This window comes from Gynuella sunshinyii YC6258 (assembly GCF_000940805.1).
In the GTDB taxonomy this organism is placed as follows: Bacteria; Pseudomonadota; Gammaproteobacteria; order Pseudomonadales; family Natronospirillaceae; genus Gynuella; species Gynuella sunshinyii.
Genome location: NZ_CP007142.1, coordinates 4,971,795 through 4,992,422 on the forward strand (window position 1 = coordinate 4,971,795; position 20,628 = coordinate 4,992,422).

A 20,628-nucleotide genomic window follows, 5' to 3' on the forward strand; every position below is an offset into this window, starting at 1 on the left:
CTCATAATGCAGGAAAACCTTGTTCAGACCACACCCAATTCAGAATGGTGGGTGGATTCGGTGTTTTATCATATTTACCCGCTGGGATTTTGTGACGCTCCACAGGCAAATAATTTTACTGATCCACCAGTCCATCGTATCGAGAAAGTGTATGAGTGGCTGGATCATTTACAGGAACTTGGAATCACCGCAATCTATTTTGGTCCGCTTTTCGAATCAAGTTATCATGGTTACGACACCGCTGACTTTCTTCAGGTCGACCGGCGTCTGGGCGATTTCGAATCTCTGGCTGCATTGTTCCGGGAAATGCACAAACGTCATATCAGGGTGGTTCTGGATGGGGTATTCAATCATGTCGGGCGTGATTTTTGGGCGTTCAGGGATCTACAGAAAAACCAGCAAAATTCCCCTTATAAAGACTGGTTTGTGAACGTCGATTTTTCCGGAACGAGTCCTTATGGTGATCCGTTCTCCTACGATGGCTGGGAAGGTCACTATAATCTGGTCAAGCTGAACCTGCACAACGAGGCGGTCTGTGAACATCTGTTCACGGCGATCAAAACCTGGGTTGAGAAGCTCGATATCGATGGTCTCAGACTCGATGTGGCCTATTGCCTGGATAAGCATTTTCTGAAAAAAATCCGCAGCTTCGCTACTACTCTGAAAACGGATTTCTGGCTGATGGGGGAAATGATTCATGGCGATTACAATCAATGGGTCAATCAAGCCATGCTGCATTCCGGTACCAATTATGAATGTTTTAAAGGACTGTACTCCAGTCACAATGATATTAACTATTTTGAAATTGCATATTCTCTGAATCGTTTATTCGGCAGCGAAGGAATTTATAAGGAACTCTCACTGTTCAATTTTGTCGACAACCACGATGTCAATCGAGTCGCGTCGTTATTGAAAAAGACCGAGCATCTGTATCCTTTGTATTGCCTGTTGTTCACCATTCCCGGAATACCGTCCATTTATTACGGCAGCGAATGGGGCATATACGGAGAAAAGACCGATAACAGTGACGCCCCATTGCGACCCAGCCTGGATTTGGCATTCATCCGGGAACATGCGCGAAATAAAGATCTGAGTCAGACCCTTTGCAGTCTGGCTGCCATCCGAAAGTCTTCACAGGCGTTGAAGCGCGGGGATTATTTGCAACTGACACTCACTCATGAGCAGTTTTCCTTCCGCCGGAATTTCTTTGGGGATGAGATGGTTGTCCTGGTAAACAGTGCCGCACATACCGCTGGCTTCAATATTGTCCTGCCGGATCACAGCAACCGAAAATATGTGGATCTGTTGAATGGCGGAGAAGTGTTTCAGGCCGACAATGGTCACCTTCATGTCCCCGAGGTCCATCCTTACTGGTGCAGAATTTTGCACGCCAGAAACTGACCCCTCAAGCGCTTATTCAGATACAAGCCGGTCGCAGTATCACCGGCTTGTATGGAGATGGGCATTAACGCAACTGGCTGTCCTTACTACCACGACGATTAAAGGTCGTGGCCGAGGTCTGCTGGCTCTCAAGCTCCGCCTGACACGTCACACAATAGCGAATTCCGGGCATGGCCTTTCGCCGCGCTTCCGGTATTTCACAATCGCACTCTTCGCAATGGGTCAGGCTTTCGCCTTGATGCAAACGACTGCGCGCCAGACTGACGGCATCTTCAACACTGGCATCAATTTGATCCTGAACCGCTCCGTCTTTTGCCCAACCAACGGCCATTATTCACTCCCGTCTGTTTTGTTCCTGTCTGTCATCGTGGTATCAGAGTCTTCGGTATTTCAGAGCCCCTCTTCATCGGTGTCACCCAACACTTCCAATTTCAGTTCGCCAAAACCGGAACTGATCGGTTCAGCATTTTTTTCACCAATCTCCGGAGACTTGTTTTGTTCACTCGCGAGTTTGATTTTCAAACGCAGGTTATTGGGTGAATCGGCGTTGGCCAATGCTTCGGTCAGAGTGATTTTACCAGCCTGATACAGCTTGAAAATGGCCGCATCGAATGTCTGCATGCCAAGGTTTTCAGATTTTTCCATGATTTCTTTAATGTCTTCCAACCGGGCTTTCAGGATCAGTTCCTGAATGGTTTTAGTGCCCAGCAACACTTCGACGGCTGCGCAGCGTTTTCCATCCACTGTGGGAATCAACCGCTGTGACACAATCGCACGAATATTCTGCGCCAACCCCAACAGCAACTGTGGCCGACGTTCTTCCGGAAACATATTAATGATGCGCTCCAGCGCCTGGTTCGCGTTATTGGCATGCAGGGTGGAAATGGCCAGGTGACCGGTTTCGGCAAACTCGAGCGCGTGTTCCATGGTTTCCCGATCACGAATCTCACCAATCAGAATCACGTCCGGTGCCTGTCGCAAAGTGTTTTTCAAGGCATTGCGAAAACTGCGGGTATCCACACCCACTTCACGCTGATTGATGATGCTTTTTTTGTGTTTATGGACAAACTCAACCGGGTCCTCGATAGTGATGATATGGCCACCCGAGTTGGAGTTACGATGATCTATCAATGCCGCCAGAGAGGTGGATTTACCAGACCCGGTACCACCGACAAACAACACCAGCCCGCGCTTGGTCATTACCACATCCTTGAGCACTGGCGGCAATCCCAGGTGATCGAATTGGGGAATTTCGGTATTGATATTTCGGGCGACGATGGAGACTTCGTTACGTTGTTTAAAGATGTTAATACGGAAACGACCAACTCCGGAGATGGAGATGGCCAGATTCATTTCCAGTTCCTGGGCGAATTCCCGGCGCTGCTCTTCATCCATGATCTGATTGGCAATATTTTCAATTTCACCCGGTTTCAGGGGTGTTTGTGAGACCGGCTTCAGGGAACCCTGAAACTTCGCACAGGGTGGTGCGCCGGTACTGAGATACAGATCAGACCCATCTTTTGTCGCCAACAGCTTCAGATACTGGTCAATTGGTGTGGCCATGAATGACTCCCGTTAAAATTCGATGAAAATATCAACTTATTCTAAGTCATAACCTGCACTATATCGATCAGTGAAACGGCGGACTCACAGTGTTGTACGGCCGATATTTGCCCCACATAACAGATGTAGGGATATTAACTGACAACTCATGCAGACTGGGTCTCTGCATCCTATTTATCCGTGTGTTCATCATCCGGACTGATCGGCAGGGAAATATGAAAAGTACTGCCACTCCCCACGATACTGCTGACCTGAATATCACCCTGATGGTTTCTGATAATGCCGTAAGATACCGATAACCCGAGCCCGGTCCCATCACCCACTGAACGGGTGGTAAAAAACGGCTCAAAAATCCGCGACAGATTTTCCTCGGCAATACCAACACCGGTATCCTCTATCTCAACCCATACAGAGTCACCTTTGTGGCCGGTACGGATGGTAATTCTCCCCCTTTCGGGAATCGCCTGAGCTGCGTTGATCAGTAAGTTCATAAACACCTGATTCAGTTGTGATGGATTACAGTGAATCTTCGGCAATTGCCCAAATTGCCGGTCAATATCCACTTTCTGTTTCAGGTTGTTATCCAGCACATTCAGGGTGCTGTTAATGCATTTGTTCAAGTCGGCGAGCTGCCATTCTGCACTTCCCACTTTGGAAAAATCCCGCAGATCTGAAACGATGTGCCGAACCCGCTCAATACCTTCGAGAGACTCCTGCAGCAGTTTAGGGGCATCTTCATGGATGAAATCAAAGTCGATGGATACCTCCACCGCCCTGATCTTTTCTCTGGCGGGACTATCGTCATCGGCACAACTATTCAGCATCTCTTTATGTGTGGAAATCAATTGCAGCAGATCAGAGACATAGCTTGTCAGGGTTTTGATATTGGATTTCACGTAGCCCACCGGATTATTGATTTCATGGGCAACGCCAGCCGCCAGCATACCGACCGCTGACATTTTCTCCGCCTGCAACAGCTGTGCATGGGTATCCTGAAGTCTCCGGTACAGCGACTCCAGCGCCTTCAGCTGCTCTTTGGTTTCCAGTTCCAGCGTTTTACGACGGGTAATATCGTCAACAATGGACCAGACATAATGGCGATTGTCAGCTCCTACAATACGTACCCCAAAAGCCTGTACCGGAACGGTCTGACCATTTTCACGATACATATTGAGCTCTATCGCACTGTAACGACCTTCCGTTTCCAATGCTTTGCGCATCGCAGCCTTTTCCGAGGCGTACTCTTCGGCAATACACGACCACATGTCGGTCGTCTTCAAGGTGTCTTCAGAGCTGTTCAGCAATTGTTGATAGGCGCGATTGTATTCAAGGTGATGACCGTCCATATCCACCAGTGCGATACCCAGTGGAGAGTGCTCAAACAGGGCACTGAGTTTGGCGTCGGCAGCGGTTTCAGCCAACTTGCGCGCGGTAATATCCAGCGCCACGCCAATCACTGCGGGCTTGCCACGGAACTCCATGGCACGACCATGAACCTCAAGATCTATGCGTTTACCATCGCGCTGGATGCCAATAAAGGAGTAGCGCATTTCCGTGACTTCTCCACCGGATCGACGACGAACATTCGCGACCACTTTGTCACGGTCTTCCGGGGCAATGAGTTCGATAATGGGAACTTTACCAATAATCTCGTCAGGAGACTGAAAACCAAAAATACGCGCAAATTCCTGATTTACGTAATGGAAAAAACCATCCTGAATCAGATAAATACCCGCCAGAGATTGTTCCAGCAATGCCAGATGCCATTCACCAGACATCTCCATCCCAACCGATCCTTTCAGGGTGCCTGGTGTTGGTTTTTCATTTTGATCAGTCATGCTCTACCCCGGTACAGCCATTGGATAGTCTCTGTATTGATCGACACACCATCAGATTGAATCCCCCAGGTTACATCTGTTGAACGCGGTCATTGATAGCAATCCATGGACCGCAGAAACCACGCAGTTTTTTATCATTTAAGCCTATTAACTATAGATGAGTTTGACCGGGTTACCATGGTTAATTGACCAATCGGCCAGCAATGCCAGACGTAGTTGAATTTACGCAGAATCAGGAAGGAGTGAATAAAATGCTGCCGGAAAGACAGCATCCCACATCACCGATGAACACGAATGATTACCATCGTTACATAAGCCAACAATTGTACACATATCACCATCCAAAGATGACGTGCAACCATAATGATATCTAATCACTTTTCAGTATCAGGGGAGCATGCCTACCCCGGTAACCGCTCCAACTTCGGCAGATTTTCAAGATCGTTGTCCCAGTCGGCTTTACTGGAAACAAAAATATGCGCATTCGGGGCCATCGCCACGTCACCATTCAGACTGCCTGCCGGAACCACCAACAGCTTACCCTCCATCTGCAGATTAGGCAGAGCCGAGCCACAGTCGACACAGAAACTTTTCACATGCTGCGTGGGAAACAGGTTGAACGTCTTGACCTTATCCTCACCGACAACCCATTTCAAACAGGCCGATGACGAAAACAGATTCGCGGAATGAGCCGAACCGGTATCTTTACGACAATGCTCACAATGACACAGATAAAACTGATCGAATTCGCCTTCAACCTCAAACCGGACCTTGCCGCATAAACAGGAACCGTAGTATTTGTTTTTCATAGTGTACCCTGGCTGGATATTGGACTGTGTAGATGGAGAGAATCCTACATATGAACATCAAATTCAACGCTGGGCTATTGAAATCATCCTCACAACAAAAAAGCATGTAAAACCGTCAAGGACTTTGACAGTCCTTACGCCCTGCATCACAGGGTTGAAGAACCTGTTTAACGAGACATATCATTAAAACAGAACCTGAGGCAAAAATGTCGGACACATTTTTCTTAGAGCGTATTTGCAATACAGGTATCACTTTTATGTGGGCTACAAAACCATAACTTACTGTTGTCAATGAGGGTTCAGGGGACGCCGATTACAGTTGGAACCGGCGACATCCGGCTCAAAGACCAAAACATATAAAAATCATAATTTTTTATCATAATAACAATTTTTACCAGACTAGAATTACATGTCATTGTGAATAACAATGACTCAGCCTTGCATCAAATCATTTTATAGTCTGGCTGTATTCGGAAATCACCAAAACGTATTGACGGCAGATCAAATTGCAAACCAAAAACATGGTAACAGAGCATTTTGCGGAGATTTCTCAGGTTATTGATTGGGAAATAGTGTTAACGCCGGCACATAGGAACATTCAGAAGTATTTATAAACTCATAAGTTTGCACGCTTGAAATAGTATTCAGCTTCTGACCAATCAAAAAAGCCAACCCCGCTGGCCCCGCAATGACTAAATGAACCGTTCCTCGTCTACCATATTGATCAATAGCTCTACGTAATGCGCAGGTGGCCACATTGGCAACATCTAAAGCTTCCCCGGGGGTTAGTCTGAGATTGCGGTTGGGATCAACACCATTTGGTTTTACATTTATCATCGCTCGTAAAGGTAAGGTATTGGCAATCGCCCCAAAAAAATTTATGACATCACTTGTAACAGAGACCAACAGTGCATACTCATTTCCATTAACCTCTCTTGGTAAAATCGTTTCCTTAAACCCACTATCTTCCCGGTCAACATTTTCCCCCCATGCTCTACTATTTTCCTGAATCCAGTTCGCCTTGAGACCACTCACATTGGAGAAAGTAACTCCCAAGGACACAGCTATTGGCAAAGACAGCTGACCGCTAAGCTCCAATATGCGATTAGTCGAAAAATTTTCATGTATTTTGTTTTTAATACACAAGAATGCCGGCTGGATGAATTCTTTCCAACTATCCGGTTTAAGTAACCGACCATCATAATGATGACAAAGGTCCAGATTAAGAGCATAGCCCACTTCCTTCCTCAGAGGCGGCTGACGTGTATTGACTCGAATCCTGATTGGACCAGCATCCTGTGATGTTTCGTTGAGTTTTATGAGCCGGTTTTTTAGTACAACTTCTGCAACTTTTCTGGCGATATCCGCATCTACTTTCCCGTTAAACTTTAAACAGTTTTTAGATGATGGAAGAATACCACTCGTGCGAGTTCCCAAGATTTCATCGGCATCTTTGTAATCAACCACACCATCAGCCAGAACCAATTGCGCGAAAAATCCATCTTGCTGACTAACACGCCGAAAGATACCTTCGACTTCGACATCGCGGATCATTGGAGAGTTTCTAACCTCCGGGGTCACCAGTATGACAGCACAAGCAGTCTCTTGATCATTCAATCTCGTACGGATTTCAGATTCGGTGATTCCAGCCGGCAGATCAGATACATCCTGCCAGACAGCTACACCATGGTCTCGTAATGCATCCACAATCAATGCAGCCTGATCACTGCATTCACGCTTGTAACTTAAAAAACATATACCGGATGTATCCGTCATAACATGCTCCTGTAAGTAACTTGTTTACTTGGGTCAGACAGCTGGTTGCCACTGGCTACAACTTCTTTAGCAGCTTGCTCTACTTGGTCAAGTGTTGTACCAGATGGAAATAAGTCTCCAGCACCTTTAGTCGGATGATTACCATCAATATGCCTCGCCTTGATATGTTCCCATCCTTTTTTAAGGTCTCCCTGTTCAATTCTCGGCGTAGTCCTATGAGGCAGTCTGCATGTCGAATTGTGAACAAGCACAAGGGGCCTGCCTACATAATAGTTATGAGTATTTGCAATAGTAAGGTTATAAACTTTTTCTTTAGATTCGCTCGACTCAAGACCAGTGATTAATACGTCATCACCATCAATGCTAAGAAGTGCATCACCTACACTTAAATTTCCAGCTTGAACCCATTTGTCATCATTGGCCGCAATATAGAATGGGTGTCCATCTGTTACCCATGGCGCTAACAACACAAACTCTGGAACCAGAACATGGTGAGCACTATCTTTTTCTGTCATCTCATAAAACGCAAGGCAATATCAATCTGCATATTATGACAGTCGTCTGATTCAAACCAGAGCTCGCTGCGGCTTCATACGGCGTTTTTGCAGTATATCGATTGGGAAAGACGATTTTGGAATAAGTATCAACAAACGTTTAAGGATAGATCTGCCCTGTGCCGGTCAGACTCTGGCGATAACGAACCTGGATCAGTCAGACAGAACAGCCCCGGATGGGGCTGTTTGAACGCCGAGTGTCCTCTTAAGTATATAATTTTCTACCGGGGGAAACTTTTCGTTAGTGCCTCTCGTACTTGTTTTATTCCCTCATTAAATCCATTTGTTAATTCAGGATGGCCAATTTCATAAAATAACCTAGACGCTGTTTTAAGAGCAGAGATCAAAGAACCGGCAAACTGCTGACAATTAACTTTCCAGGTTATTCTGCCATCATTAGACTTAAGCAAAATACAGTTATTATCCATAACAGCATTAAGTTCAAACGCACCTTCCATAAAGCAAAAATCTTGACCACTCCCTCCATTTAAAAGGTCTACCAATGAGTTTGTCCACCAACCAAGAATTACAAGAGGATTGTCAATCCATCCATGATCAGGATAACACTCCTCTTGATTCCTAAAATATATAAACATCGGTGTAAGGTCGATATTTAATGGCTTTACTAATTTCAACTCATCATTCGTGTAAATTTCGATTTCCATCAGGTCACATCCTCGGAGCTGCACTTTCGACAATCCCTGTTTCTGGATTAAACCACATCCGTACTGTTTGGCCGCTTTTGGGATCTATCCCATCATAGATCAACCTGTCGGCCTGTTTCACACCATACTTGTCATAAGTGCCTACCTGAGTCCTTACAAGCTCTCTATTTTTCCAAGCACCTTTAACTCGCGCTTTTATTTGAGAGGCTGTTAATCCTGAGAACGATGTATGGTAAGAACCTGTTCTCTGTTTATTCACATTACCCCAGTCGGCATGATTATCAAATATGTGGTCCCAATCATACCCTTTGGCCTTCCTACCCCTAAACTTACAGGCTTTCTTATTCTGGTTATGCACCAAAATTCCGTCCGAGCCTATAAAATAGGTATGCAGTGTATCTACCGTAAAGTTATAAACCCTTTCAGTACGAATCTCTCTTGAGATTTGTTGAACAGATATCAGTCCATAAGCCAGTGTCAGCTTGTCTCCAGCCTCCAGCTCATTAGCCTGCTTCCACTCGCCTGCAACATAAAAAGGATGTTCTGCTGTAGCTTCCAGTACCTCACCGGTCTCCAGCTTAATCTCTACAAAGTTATAGCTCTTCTCATGCTGAATAAAATGCGTTACTTCCTTGTATGCCAGCTCTCCAGTTTCTTCATCGAAAGCCAGAACCATATCTCCGATTTTTACGTCTTCGATGGACATCAATCCGTTTTCGGTATGGACCATGGTTCCCGCCGGGAAACTATTAAAGAAGCACTCAACACCGTCATATGCTTTCCTTAATAACTCCTGTGTTTTCTTCGGCATCATTTTAATTAACTTGCCAGCCGAACCACCGAGCATATTAAGCAATATTTCTGTACCAATCTCCTTCGCCGACATTTCTCCACTGGCGATACTCATCCCCATATCAAAGGCTGAGTAAACGTTATAAGCACGCATCGCCAAGTTGCCCATGGTATTGATACCGGCCATGAGTGAGCCTAAGCTAAAATTACCACTTGGATCGGTATACATCGCCGGGCTGGCGTTGGCATACAGGTACTTATGCAGCGTGATTGGATCATGGTTATTTCCCATCCACGTATCCTGCTGCGTAAATCTTCCAATATTCTGGTTGTAGTATCTCGCTCTCAGATAATACTGATCTAAACTTTGGTCATACTGCTCACCACCATAGAGGTAGCTGTTTTCAGTTGTACCAGTACTATTTAACAACTCCCCGAACGCTTCATAATCATAGGTATCGGTGATGTCCCCATTGCTATCGCTGAGCGAACGTGTGCTGCCCAGTCCATCAACGTGGTAGTAGCTTGTACTTCCAGCTCTCACCTGACTGATCAGGTCGTCCCCATAGGCATAGCTGACCTGGGTAGTACCGTTGGTAATTTCCTGGATCACCTGAGCATAGGCCTGGTTACTGTCTACTACGTATTCCGTGGTATTTCCGCTCTCTGTTTTTTGATTGCGGATACCATCGATATTGTATTGGTAGCTAGCCGTGGTTGAGCCATCATCCTTGCTGACGCCTATGAGTTCATTCTTCGCGTTGTATTGGTAACTCGTCGTCACCCCGTCCTCTGTCTGTGTCAGGGTGTTGCCATTGTCATCATAGGTATAACGATACCACCACTTTCTGTTAATCGATCATTGGCATCATACGTGTAAGCCGTCTGCACCCCATCCACGGTCTCATACGTCCGGTTACCGACTTTGTCGTACTGATAAGTGGCTGTGTAATCTCCGTTGATGGCGTCCGTGATTGTTTCTCCTGTCAGCCGGTACAACGTGTCATAGCTGTACTCAGTACTCCGTCCATCCAGCTCTTCTATCTTGATCCTGCGCCCAGTTTTATCCAGGGTGTAGCTGTACTGCTCTACCAGGGTGCCATTGCCATTGTAGGTTTTCAGCTCAGTCAAACGGTTCAGGCTGTCATAGTTGTAAACCTGGCTGGTGCCATTGGGATAGCTCAGGCTGGTACGGTTGCCGACGTCGTCATACCCGTACGTGGTCGTGCCATCGTTTGTGGTGATGCTCTCCAGTCGGTTCAGTTGGTCATAACCATAACGGGTGATGTCTGTCAGTCCGTTACGGGTCACGCTGAACCGGGTTTTGTTGCCATTGGCGTCGTATTGATAACTCAGTACCGCACCATTCGGTTGGGTTTCCTGAATCAACCGGCTCTGGCTGTCGTATTGATACTTGGTGGTGCCTTGGCTGTCGGTGGCGCTGGTGCGATTGCCCAATACATCGTAGCTGAAGGTTTCTATCTCATCATCGGCATATTCAATCCGGGTCAGCTGGTTGTTTTCGTCATAGTTGTAGCGGGTTTCCTGACCATTGAAGTCGGTATGCGTGGCCATGTTACCGTTGAGGTCGTAGGTAAAGCGTTCCTGTTGACCCATCGGTAATGTACGACTGGTTATCCGGCCCTGACTGTCATACGTCCAGGTGGTTTCCCGACCCTCGGCATCGGTCTGGCGGGTTTTGTTGCCGGCGTTGTCATAACCGTAGGTCGTCACGTTGCCTTCAGTATCAGTCACGCTGATCAGTCGACCCAAGGCATCATAACTGTAGTCTGTTGTGATACCTGCCTGATCGGTATGGCGGGTCCGTCTACCCAACGCATCGTACTCATCGCTTTCACTGGAGCCATCGGCATAGGTGGTTTGGGTGCGCTGATCCAGAGCGTTGTAGTCGTAGCGTGTGGTATGGCCATTGGCGTCGTATGCGAAACTATGGCGCTGATCCAGGGCATTGATCGCCGCTGTTCTGCGACCGGCGGCATCGTATTCGTACTGGGTGTAGTAATTCAGACCTAATCTGACAGTGACACTCTGAAAAACCGGTAACTGTCAGATTAGGTCTGAATTACTACAGCTCAACAGAACAGCCCCAAATGGGGCTGTTTAAGTGACTGAACTTTTAACCGGCATTCTGCCATTGAGTTATTTCTTTACCCCATTCGCTATTTTTCAATGGCAGAATGGATTCAAGGAATACAAAATAAGCAGTATTCAACGAAGTAAATAGGTCTTCTGTTTTAATCACTTCTTCAGATGGATTTGGCTGCCACTCTGTTTGACTGACACACGTTGAGATCCATGCATTTTTTTCAGGAAGATAAGAACACGTGATCGTCCTCTCAATTCCCTGTTCATAAAAATCTATTTCAAAATTCTCATGTTGAGATAGCAAAGACAACACTATGGGCAACTGCTCTAAGAATACTGGCAAATCAGTTCTCACATCCACTGGCCAGCTTTGCTGGCCAAACCCTCCAAACTCAAAATCACATTCACCATGATCATCCATATACTCACAAATGCGCATTAATAATGAGTTGATATCATCAAGATCCGGATCATATTTTCCGGCGATATCCTGGCCATAAATGCTTTTACAATACAATTTTATATTCATGATGAGCCTACTATTTTAGTACTGGGTATGCTGTTTTTATTCCATTCTTCGATGGAACAATAATTGCCCATACCGTATCCAACACTTCTCCTTCTTTTGTAATTACCTGCCCAAGCCCCGGCGTTATCCTGACTGTTGTTGGAACATCCACGCTATGGCTCATAACTGCTAAAAATTCTGCAGCTCTTTGGTTATCCAACCACTGTCCTTGCGCGTTACCGGTAGAACGAGCACGGTCAATCAACTTTTGAGTATTTTTGACTCCCGCACCATGAGTATTAAATGTATGGCCAAAGGATTTAACGCTTTTCCAATTAACAACCTTTGTACAAATTCCCGCATTATGTGCTAATACACCATATTCACCCACATAGTAAGTATGATCATTCGCCACCGTCAGGTTATAAACTTTAGTCTTTTCTGTTGTTTGCACCAGCTTCAGGATAGTAACGTTTTCGCCGTCCAGGTCCATTAACGACTGTTCTAACGTCAGCTCTCCTGCATTCACCCAGTCATGCAACCCTGGTACATAGAACGGATGGCCGGCTGTCGCTTCGATCACTTCACCACTGTCCAAGGTGATATTTACGATCTCTTTATCACCTTCTCCGGTAATCAGGTGAACCACTGTCTGTAAGCTCTTTTCGCCGGTCGCTTCGTCATACGCCCAGACCTTGTCCCCGATCCGAATATCCTGGATTGGTTTCAATCCTAATTCTGTAGCGACTAACGTATCACCATTGAAGCTGTTCATATTGCAAGCTTTACGGAACTTGCGGGAGAACTTCGACAGCAATTTGAAGCCTGTTCCGCCCAAAGCTGCCAGACCCAACATTTTAAAGTTTGAGCCTACACTGGCAGCAGCAGTATCCGGATTCAGCGCTGAATCCAGGAAACTCATACCGATATCTATCTGTAGATTCGACAGTTCAACCTGGATATTACTGGCTGCTCCGAACCCGGCCAGGCCAAAGAAGTGACCACCTGGATCAATGTTCTGCACCGGATCGTTACCGGCGTACAGGTACTTATGCAAGGTAATCGGATCTGCGGCATTACCAGCCCAATCATCCATTTTGTTGAACCGACCGATCTCAGGGTTGTACCAGCGGAACCGCAGGTTATACATACCCAGAGTTTCATCTTTGGCCTCACCCGCATAGAGATGACTGTTCTCTGTATCGCCCGTCTGGTTCAGTAACTCCCCGAACGCTTCATAATCATAGGTATCGGTTATGTCTCCATTACTGTCACTGAGCGAGCGGGTGGAACCCAGTCCATCAACGTGGTAGTAACTGGTACTTCCTGATCTCACCTGACTGATTAAGTCATCTCCATAGGCATAACTAACTATCGTGCTGCCATTACTGATTTCCTGAACCACCTGGGCATACGCCTGATTGCTGTCTACCACGTATTCCGTAGTGCTTCCGCTCTCTGTTTTTTGATTGCGGATACCATCGATATTGTATTGGTAGCTAGCCGTGGTTGAGCCATCATCCTTGCTGACGCCTATGAGTTCATTCTTCGCGTTGTATTGGTAACTCGTCGTCACCCCGTCCTCTGTCTGTGTCAGGGTGTTGCCATTGTCATCATAGGTATAACTGATACCACCACTTTCTGTTAATCGATCATTGGCATCATACGTGTAAGCCGTCTGCACCCCATCCACGGTCTCATACGTCCGGTTACCGACTTTGTCGTACTGATAAGTGGCTGTGTAATCTCCGTTGATGGCGTCCGTGATTGTTTCTCCTGTCAGCCGGTACAACGTGTCATAGCTGTACTCAGTACTCCGTCCATCCAGCTCTTCTATCTTGATCCTGCGCCCAGTTTTATCCAGGGTGTAGCTGTACTGCTCTACCAGGGTGCCATTGCCATTGTAGGTTTTCAGCTCAGTCAAACGGTTCAGGCTGTCATAGTTGTAAACCTGGCTGGTGCCATTGGGATAGCTCAGGCTGGTACGGTTGCCGACGTCGTCATACCCGTACGTGGTCGTGCCATCGTTTGTGGTGATGCTCTCCAGTCGGTTCAGTTGGTCATAACCATAACGGGTGATGTCTGTCAGTCCGTTACGGGTCACGCTGAACCGGGTTTTGTTGCCATTGGCGTCGTATTGATAACTCAGTACCGCACCATTCGGTTGGGTTTCCTGAATCAACCGGCTCTGGCTGTCGTATTGATACTTGGTGGTGCCTTGGCTGTCGGTGGCGCTGGTGCGATTGCCCAATACATCGTAGCTGAAGGTTTCTATCTCATCATCGGCATATTCAATCCGGGTCAGCTGGTTGTTTTCGTCATAGTTGTAGCGGGTTTCCTGACCATTGAAGTCGGTATGCGTGGCCATGTTACCGTTGAGGTCGTAGGTAAAGCGTTCCTGTTGACCCATCGGTAATGTACGACTGGTTATCCGGCCCTGACTGTCATACGTCCAGGTGGTTTCCCGACCCTCGGCATCGGTCTGGCGGGTTTTGTTGCCGGCGTTGTCATAACCGTAGGTCGTCACGTTGCCTTCAGTATCAGTCACGCTGATCAGTCGACCCAAGGCATCATAACTGTAGTCTGTTGTGATACCTGCCTGATCGGTATGGCGGGTCCGTCTACCCAACGCATCGTACTCATCGCTTTCACTGGAGCCATCGGCATAGGTGGTTTGGGTGCGCTGATCCAGAGCGTTGTAGTCGTAGCGTGTGGTATGGCCATTGGCGTCGGTCTCACTGATCAGGTTGCCGTTGGCGTCGTATGCAAAACTGTGGCGGTGATCCAGGGCATTGATCACCGCTGTTCTGCGACCGGCGGCATCGTATTCGTATTGAGTGATGTGACCGAGGGCATCGGTTTCGCTGATGACTCGTCCGACAGCATCGTAGCTGGTGTAGGTACTGCTACCGTCAGCCAGATCGGTCTGGATGACCCGGTTCAGGGCATCATAGTGATAGATGGTCATTTGACCCAGACGATCCGTGGTACTCAGGCGGTTGCCTTCACTATCGTAGGTGTTAGCTTCCCAGGTACCATCGGGGTAACGGGTTTCTGTCACCCGGCCATAGGCGTCGTAATCCATTTCTGTCCGGTGACCCAAGGCATCGATCGTCGCGATCAACTGACCGGCCAGATCGTATTCGTTCTGGCTGACGGAACCATCGGCATAGTGTGTTTCGATCACACGGTTACGGGCATCGTAGACATAGGTTGTGGTATTACCTGCCGCATTGGTTTCCGTGAGTACATTACCGTTGTCATCGTAGGTGTACGTGGTAACTGCTCCTGCGTTACCAGTACTTCCGCCATCCGTGGCGGTCGTAGCAGTGGCCAATATATGGGTTTCGGTGAGTTTGTTGCCATCACTGTCGTAGGTGTATTCGGTCACGTTTTTCAACGCATCCGTGGTTTTGCTGACCAACCCTTTTTTGTTGATGTTGTTACCAGCGATATTCCCTAGTGGATCCGTCACCATCAACAGGTTACCAATGCTGTCGTAGGTATTTTTATAGACATTACCCAAGGCATCGGTGATCTCGGTTTCCTGACCACGGCTGTTGTAGGCATAGGTAATGGTATTACCCAGGGCGTCGGTCTGGGTCAGCTGGTTGTTGTCTGCGTCAAAAGTGGCTTCGGTGACATTACCCAACGGGTCGGTTTCACTGAGCTGGTTGCCATGTTCATCATAGCGATATTCCCAGGTTTCACCGGCGGCATCGATGCGGGTAGTAACATTACCCATGTCATCGTAGTAGTAGAACGTGGTGTGGCCGTTGCGGTCAGAAACCACTGACTCACGACCCGCAATATCATGATTGAAATCGATACGCTGACCATCGTTATCTTCCTGGGCAATCAGGCGACCATTATCGTCATAGATGTTCTTGATCAGCGTGCGTCCCAATGGGTCAACCAAATCCAGCAAGCCGTGGCTGCGGTTGTACACATAAGTGGTTTGCGCATCCAATGCATCCTCACTGACGGTCAGGTTGCCGTTATTATCGTAGCGATAGTCCAACCTGTGTCCATTGGGGTCTGTGATGCTGGTAATCCGGCCTTTGCTATCACGATTAAAGGTGATGGCTTTGCCACTGGAATGGAAAATACCGTTGTTGGTATAAGTCAGGGTATTGCCATTGGGGTCGACGACTTTATCGATACCGAAATCCTGATTCAGGTAGTACTCATAGCCCGACTGGGTGGTGAGCTTGTAGCGGTCAGGATCAACGGGGGAGCTGAAATACCCGGTTTCAAGCAACAGGCCACCAGAATAATAAGCACTGCTGTCATCCAGAGCGGTTAAGGTGGATTGGGTATCACCAACAGGATTGAACTTCAGATCAACATTATTGATCACCTGATAGGTGCTGCAACTGGGTGACGCGGCCGCTTCAAACCGTTCCACCTCACCGGTTGGCAGTGTGATGGTGACCACAGGAGCGCCCTGAGGTTCAACGCAGAAGTCGACAATCAGGTTGAATGGCCCGCGCTTGTATTGATTCACCGACCAGAACTTGCCAATGGTCCGGCTTTCTTCAACTTTGACATCCTGGTAACCCACGCTCCAGCCATAGCCAAAATCCAGATCTTCAAAACGACGGCGGCTATCGTAAGTACGCGTCAGGCGAATCGGAATACCCGCCATCGGAATGTTGAGGTCTTCCAGCGTGATGCTGAAGTTACCGACTTTCAGGTCACCCTCCACACCAATGACAGTACTGTCGCTGGCGGTATGCCCATTCACGTCTTCAGCATACAACACAATATCGTACTGACCATTTATCAGCATGGTCGGATCCAGAGTCGCCACTTTGGCATCGCTGACGTTGCTACTGCCTTCGGCAATGGTCTGCCAGGCCTGCTGTCCTTTCGGAGAAATCATGACCCGGTAGCGATAAAGATTGTCATCGCTGACACTGCCAATCACGTCGGCAGGAGCGCTGATGATGCTGTCGATGTCTGGAGCATTGAGGCTGACTACCGGCGCATTGTTGTCCTGTGGAACCCGAACGCTATAGCTACTGGCTTCCAGAATCGTAGTGGTACCATCTGAAACCTGGACAGAAACACTGTGGATACCGGCATCAGTGGCGGACGTGACGATCTCAGCCTGACCATAGGCATTCAGAGCCACTTCCGTATCATCGACCCATAGCGTACTGCTGGGACTACCCGTGCCACCGGATGTAAAGACGTTAATGACAACGGTATCTCCCGGATTCACTGCTTCCGGGGAAATCAAAATCGTCGCACTGAGCGGTAAGGCTTCAGCGGAAACAGCAATGCTATAGCTTTGCAGCGAACGTCCCTGACCATCATCGGCATAGAGCACGACATCATGGCTGCCGACCTGATCGGTGGTGGGTGTCCATTGCAGCAGACCGCTCACGTCCATGGTCATGCCGTCAGGACCCGTCAGAATCCCATAGGTCAATACATCGCCATCGGCATCGGTGGCTGAGAATTCATAGCGATAGGATTGATCGACTACGGCAGTCGATCCAGGGTGGCTGTTGATGACCGGATAATGGTTATCGGGACTGGCTTCAACCACTTCCAGAGTATAACTCTGGGTCACGGTAGCCTGGCCATCGCTCACGCTCAGGCTGATTGCATGGCTACCAACCTGATTACTGGTGGCTGTCCAGTGCAAGGCACCGGCATCACTCAGGGTCATGCCATCAGGTGCGGTGATCAATGCGAAAGTTAGCGTATCACCATCGGCATCACGGGCGACAACATCGTAGCGGTATTCCTCACCAACAATGGCCGGGGAGGTTGGTTGGCTGACGATTGAAGGAGTATGGTTAACTTCAGCGGCTTCAATGTTTAGTATCAACTGGAAAGTGGTACTGCCACCATGACCATCAGAAACTCCCACCTTGATGACCAATGCTTGTTCAGCTAAATCCTCACTACTTTGCCAACTCATCAAACCAGAGCCTGAAACAATCAAGCCATCAATCTGAGTGAACAATGTGTAGCTAAGTTCATCATTATCGGGATCAGATGCATTTATCTGATAACTCAGCACATCTCCCGCTTGCAGGGAGATTTCATCGTTAGTTGGATCAACCAGCGGTACTTGATTTGTACTCGTTACGTCGATATTGAAGTATTGAATGTCTCTGAGCGAAAACGCATCCATTGTTTCAACAGCAACCGCATTGATACCCATCTGATCTTCGACAGGTGTCCAACTCATGGTTCCACCGGTAAAACTCATTCCTTCTGGACCATATATCAGCTGCCATTGCAAACCTGTTTCGTTGGGATCAGTGGCTTCTGGCGTATACGCAAAGCTCTCACCCAGCTTTAAGCTCTGATCAGGCGTTGTTGTAATCTCTGGAGCCGATCTGGAAGCATTTGTGACCAATAACGGGAAAGATTGTTCAGTCACTAAACCACCATCAGTGGAGTATTGCAGGGTTATACGATGAGTACCTATATTGTCGTTGGTGGGCGTCCAACTAACCAGTCCATAGGTTGAATCGATTTCCATGTCTGAAGGAGCATTTAACAAGGTGTAGGTACCGTCGCTGCCGTTTTCAACTCTCGGCAGATAACCGTAGTCATCGTAAGCTGATATTTGCTGTGGGGGCACGGAAGTAAAATACGGCTGAGCACAAGTACCAATCGGGGTATAGGCGTTGATAAACTGCCAGGAGAGGATGTCATGGTCGCCATAACCTGAACCGGTACCAGAGGTAAAGCCCAAGTAGGCATTTTCCGTTTCCAGGACCGATGTTAAATCAACGTGATAGCTCAGCATTGCCTGTTCAGGGCGGGTGTTTTCCAGTGACAAGCGTACCTCTAATGTCTGGGTAGCGCCGTCATAATCCACCCAGCTATACCAGATATCACCATCATTCATTCGCTGAGCGATATGAACGGTGTCTTTGGAAACCATATCGCCGTTGAGGTCGATACCAATATGATTACCATCGGGATCAACGCTACGGTTATAGTAGGTGTCAAACTCAATGCCCAAACTGGTCGGTATCCCTTTATAGCCGATGCCACCCCCCGTGCTACCCACTTCACTGCTGACCGTTTGCACGACAAACGTCAGGCCATCAGCTCCCTGACCATCTGGATCGCTGACACCGTTCGGGTTACTGATCCGGAAACTGAAAAAGGTGCTGAATGACGCTTGAAAACCATTGTTGTCAACAAGAGGAATCGCTTGTTTTAAAAATGCACTACCTGCTTGACTGGCCTGGCTTGGAGTCAAACGCAACACTTGGTTGTCGCCAGAAGCTACTGTTGAAGCGTCACCATTTATTTGCAGCGTCGTCACATCAATGAAGTCATCGAAATTCACGACCACCGCGTCATCCGGCACACAACTGTTTTCGACATCAATGATTGTGATGTCATAGCTTTGAGTATCTGCATGGTCGTAAGGATCGCTGACCGCTACTTCGACACTCACTGTATCTCCATTAACATTGCTGGCATGCCAGGAAATAGCCCCGCTGTCCGGGTTAATCAACATTCCTTCTGGGGCTTGTAATAAGGTATAGTGCAATTCATCGTCATCAGGATCTGTCGCTTCCACATCGTATAGATACGCTTCGCCATTGGTAATTTTGACGGTGGGGGTACTGGTAATCACCGGTGGCTCATTGGCTTCAGGCAAATCACCCACAAACGGCACTTGATTGATCTGCATCGGGCCGTTCCAGTGGTTGGCGAACAGCTGGCCATAAATGACACCGGTGGGATTGTCCAGATCGGCCAATGGCGCCAGTACTGAACCTTGGACACCGACAGATTGCAGCGTCAACGAGGTCGCCTGATAGAAGTTGTAAACCACATGATCACGAACGCTTTCCAGAGACTGCAAGCCCATATTGGTCAGGCCGGGGGCGGCACCATCGATGTTGAAGATGTAGGTTGCGTCAACAGGCGCACAGCTGAGGTCGACACTGAAGGTATTGGCAGCCAGGACCTGCCCGCCATCGAGTTGAAACACCTGAGCCTTAGCATCGCAGGCAGCCGTCATATAGACGCCACCCCATTGATAAACCACGGTACCGTTGGCGTCCAGGGTGGCCAGGTCGGCAGACAATTGCGTCAGTTCGCTCTGTACTGCGATAAAATCAATCGGTAAGTCCGCACCGGCCGTGACCGTCGCACCTTCGGCCATGCCATCAATCACCGTCTGGTCAACGCCATCCGTACTGCCACCGGCGAGAATATCGCCGTTATAGACATGACCGTTGGGAAAGGTGATATCTCCCCCGGCGATCAGCACACCATCCGGTAACGTAGTATTCAGTTGCTGACCGATGCTGTAGTACAGCAAAGAAATGTTGCCACCGGCTGCCAGCCGGCCTTCGACATCCGATGCCGTGGCGGTGAAATCACCAAATACCAGCGCGTTATAGGGCTGGGCAACACCGAAATCCTGAGCGGATACTATCGATGAAAGCGAAACAAGGGAAAGTAAGATACAGAGGGGAAGTGCGACGATCTTTGTCATTACAACGGTCCTGGTACATCCGATTTAAGAAAAGTCCTTAGTTTGTCAACGAGGGAGTCGGCAAAACAAGACGATTATACAAAGTGCAAATATCAAGTAAACACAGCTCATAGTCAGGCCATATT

General features: G+C 48.0%; 13 protein-coding genes. 2 read left to right on the forward strand and 11 right to left on the reverse strand.

Going from position 1 to position 20,628, the window contains the following annotated elements; translation table 11 throughout:
- Window positions 1–6: 6 nt before the first annotated feature.
- On the forward strand, window positions 7–1,401 hold the full coding sequence (locus YC6258_RS20770) for an alpha-amylase family glycosyl hydrolase (RefSeq protein ID WP_044618619.1): 1,395 nt from the start codon (window positions 7–9) through the stop codon (window positions 1,399–1,401).
- Window positions 1,402–1,465: 64 nt separating this feature from the next.
- Here the strand turns inward: YC6258_RS20770 and YC6258_RS20775 are convergent, their stop codons facing one another.
- From YC6258_RS20775 to YC6258_RS20815, 9 genes are all read right to left on the reverse strand, one after another.
- Window positions 1,466–1,732 carry a DksA/TraR family C4-type zinc finger protein gene (locus YC6258_RS20775; RefSeq protein ID WP_044618620.1) on the reverse strand — a complete coding sequence of 89 codons (267 nt, stop codon included), beginning with the start codon at window positions 1,730–1,732 and terminating at the stop codon, window positions 1,466–1,468.
- Window positions 1,733–1,791: 59 nt separating this feature from the next.
- On the reverse strand, window positions 1,792–2,964 hold the full coding sequence (locus YC6258_RS20780) for a PilT/PilU family type 4a pilus ATPase (protein WP_044618621.1): 1,173 nt from the start codon (window positions 2,962–2,964) through the stop codon (window positions 1,792–1,794).
- 170 nt (window positions 2,965–3,134) lie between these two features.
- A complete protein-coding gene (locus YC6258_RS27600) occupies window positions 3,135–4,802 on the reverse strand; it encodes a PAS domain S-box protein (protein WP_052830451.1) in 1,668 nt (555 codons plus the stop codon).
- 401 nt (window positions 4,803–5,203) lie between these two features.
- On the reverse strand, window positions 5,204–5,611 hold the full coding sequence (locus YC6258_RS20790; RefSeq protein ID WP_044618622.1) for a GFA family protein: 408 nt from the start codon (window positions 5,609–5,611) through the stop codon (window positions 5,204–5,206).
- Window positions 5,612–6,166: 555 nt separating this feature from the next.
- Complete coding sequence (locus YC6258_RS20795; protein ID WP_044618623.1) at window positions 6,167–7,387, reverse strand: SAVED domain-containing protein; 1,221 nt, start codon at window positions 7,385–7,387, stop codon at window positions 6,167–6,169.
- Window positions 7,384–7,902: a polymorphic toxin-type HINT domain-containing protein gene (locus tag YC6258_RS27605; RefSeq protein WP_052830452.1), complete on the reverse strand. Its 519-nt coding sequence runs from the start codon at window positions 7,900–7,902 to the stop codon at window positions 7,384–7,386. Before YC6258_RS27605 ends, YC6258_RS20795 begins: the two co-directional genes overlap by 4 nt.
- A 260-nt stretch (window positions 7,903–8,162) precedes the next feature.
- Window positions 8,163–8,606, reverse strand: a complete 444-nt coding sequence (locus tag YC6258_RS20805; protein WP_044618624.1) for a hypothetical protein — start codon at window positions 8,604–8,606, stop codon at window positions 8,163–8,165.
- Between the two features lie 4 nt (window positions 8,607–8,610).
- Window positions 8,611–10,182 carry an RHS repeat/hint domain-containing protein gene (locus YC6258_RS31050; protein WP_044618625.1) on the reverse strand — a complete coding sequence of 524 codons (1,572 nt, stop codon included), beginning with the start codon at window positions 10,180–10,182 and terminating at the stop codon, window positions 8,611–8,613.
- Between the two features lie 17 nt (window positions 10,183–10,199).
- A complete protein-coding gene (locus tag YC6258_RS20815; protein WP_044618626.1) occupies window positions 10,200–11,234 on the reverse strand; it encodes an RHS repeat domain-containing protein in 1,035 nt (344 codons plus the stop codon).
- Here YC6258_RS20815 and YC6258_RS31055 point away from each other — a divergent pair.
- Window positions 11,214–11,432, forward strand: coding sequence for a hypothetical protein (locus YC6258_RS31055; RefSeq protein WP_044618627.1), 219 nt, complete (start codon window positions 11,214–11,216; stop codon window positions 11,430–11,432). The genes YC6258_RS20815 and YC6258_RS31055 overlap by 21 nt on opposite strands.
- Before the next feature lie 103 nt (window positions 11,433–11,535).
- On the opposite strand, the gene YC6258_RS27610 is transcribed toward YC6258_RS31055, so the two are convergent.
- Together YC6258_RS27610 and YC6258_RS20830 are read right to left on the reverse strand one after the other, a co-directional pair.
- Window positions 11,536–12,033: a hypothetical protein gene (locus YC6258_RS27610; protein WP_052830453.1), complete on the reverse strand. Its 498-nt coding sequence runs from the start codon at window positions 12,031–12,033 to the stop codon at window positions 11,536–11,538.
- 10 nt (window positions 12,034–12,043) lie between these two features.
- Window positions 12,044–20,503 (reverse strand): choice-of-anchor A family protein, encoded by an 8,460-nt coding sequence (locus YC6258_RS20830; protein WP_044618628.1) that lies wholly within the window; start codon window positions 20,501–20,503, stop codon window positions 12,044–12,046.
- Between the last annotated feature and the right edge of the window lie 125 nt (window positions 20,504–20,628).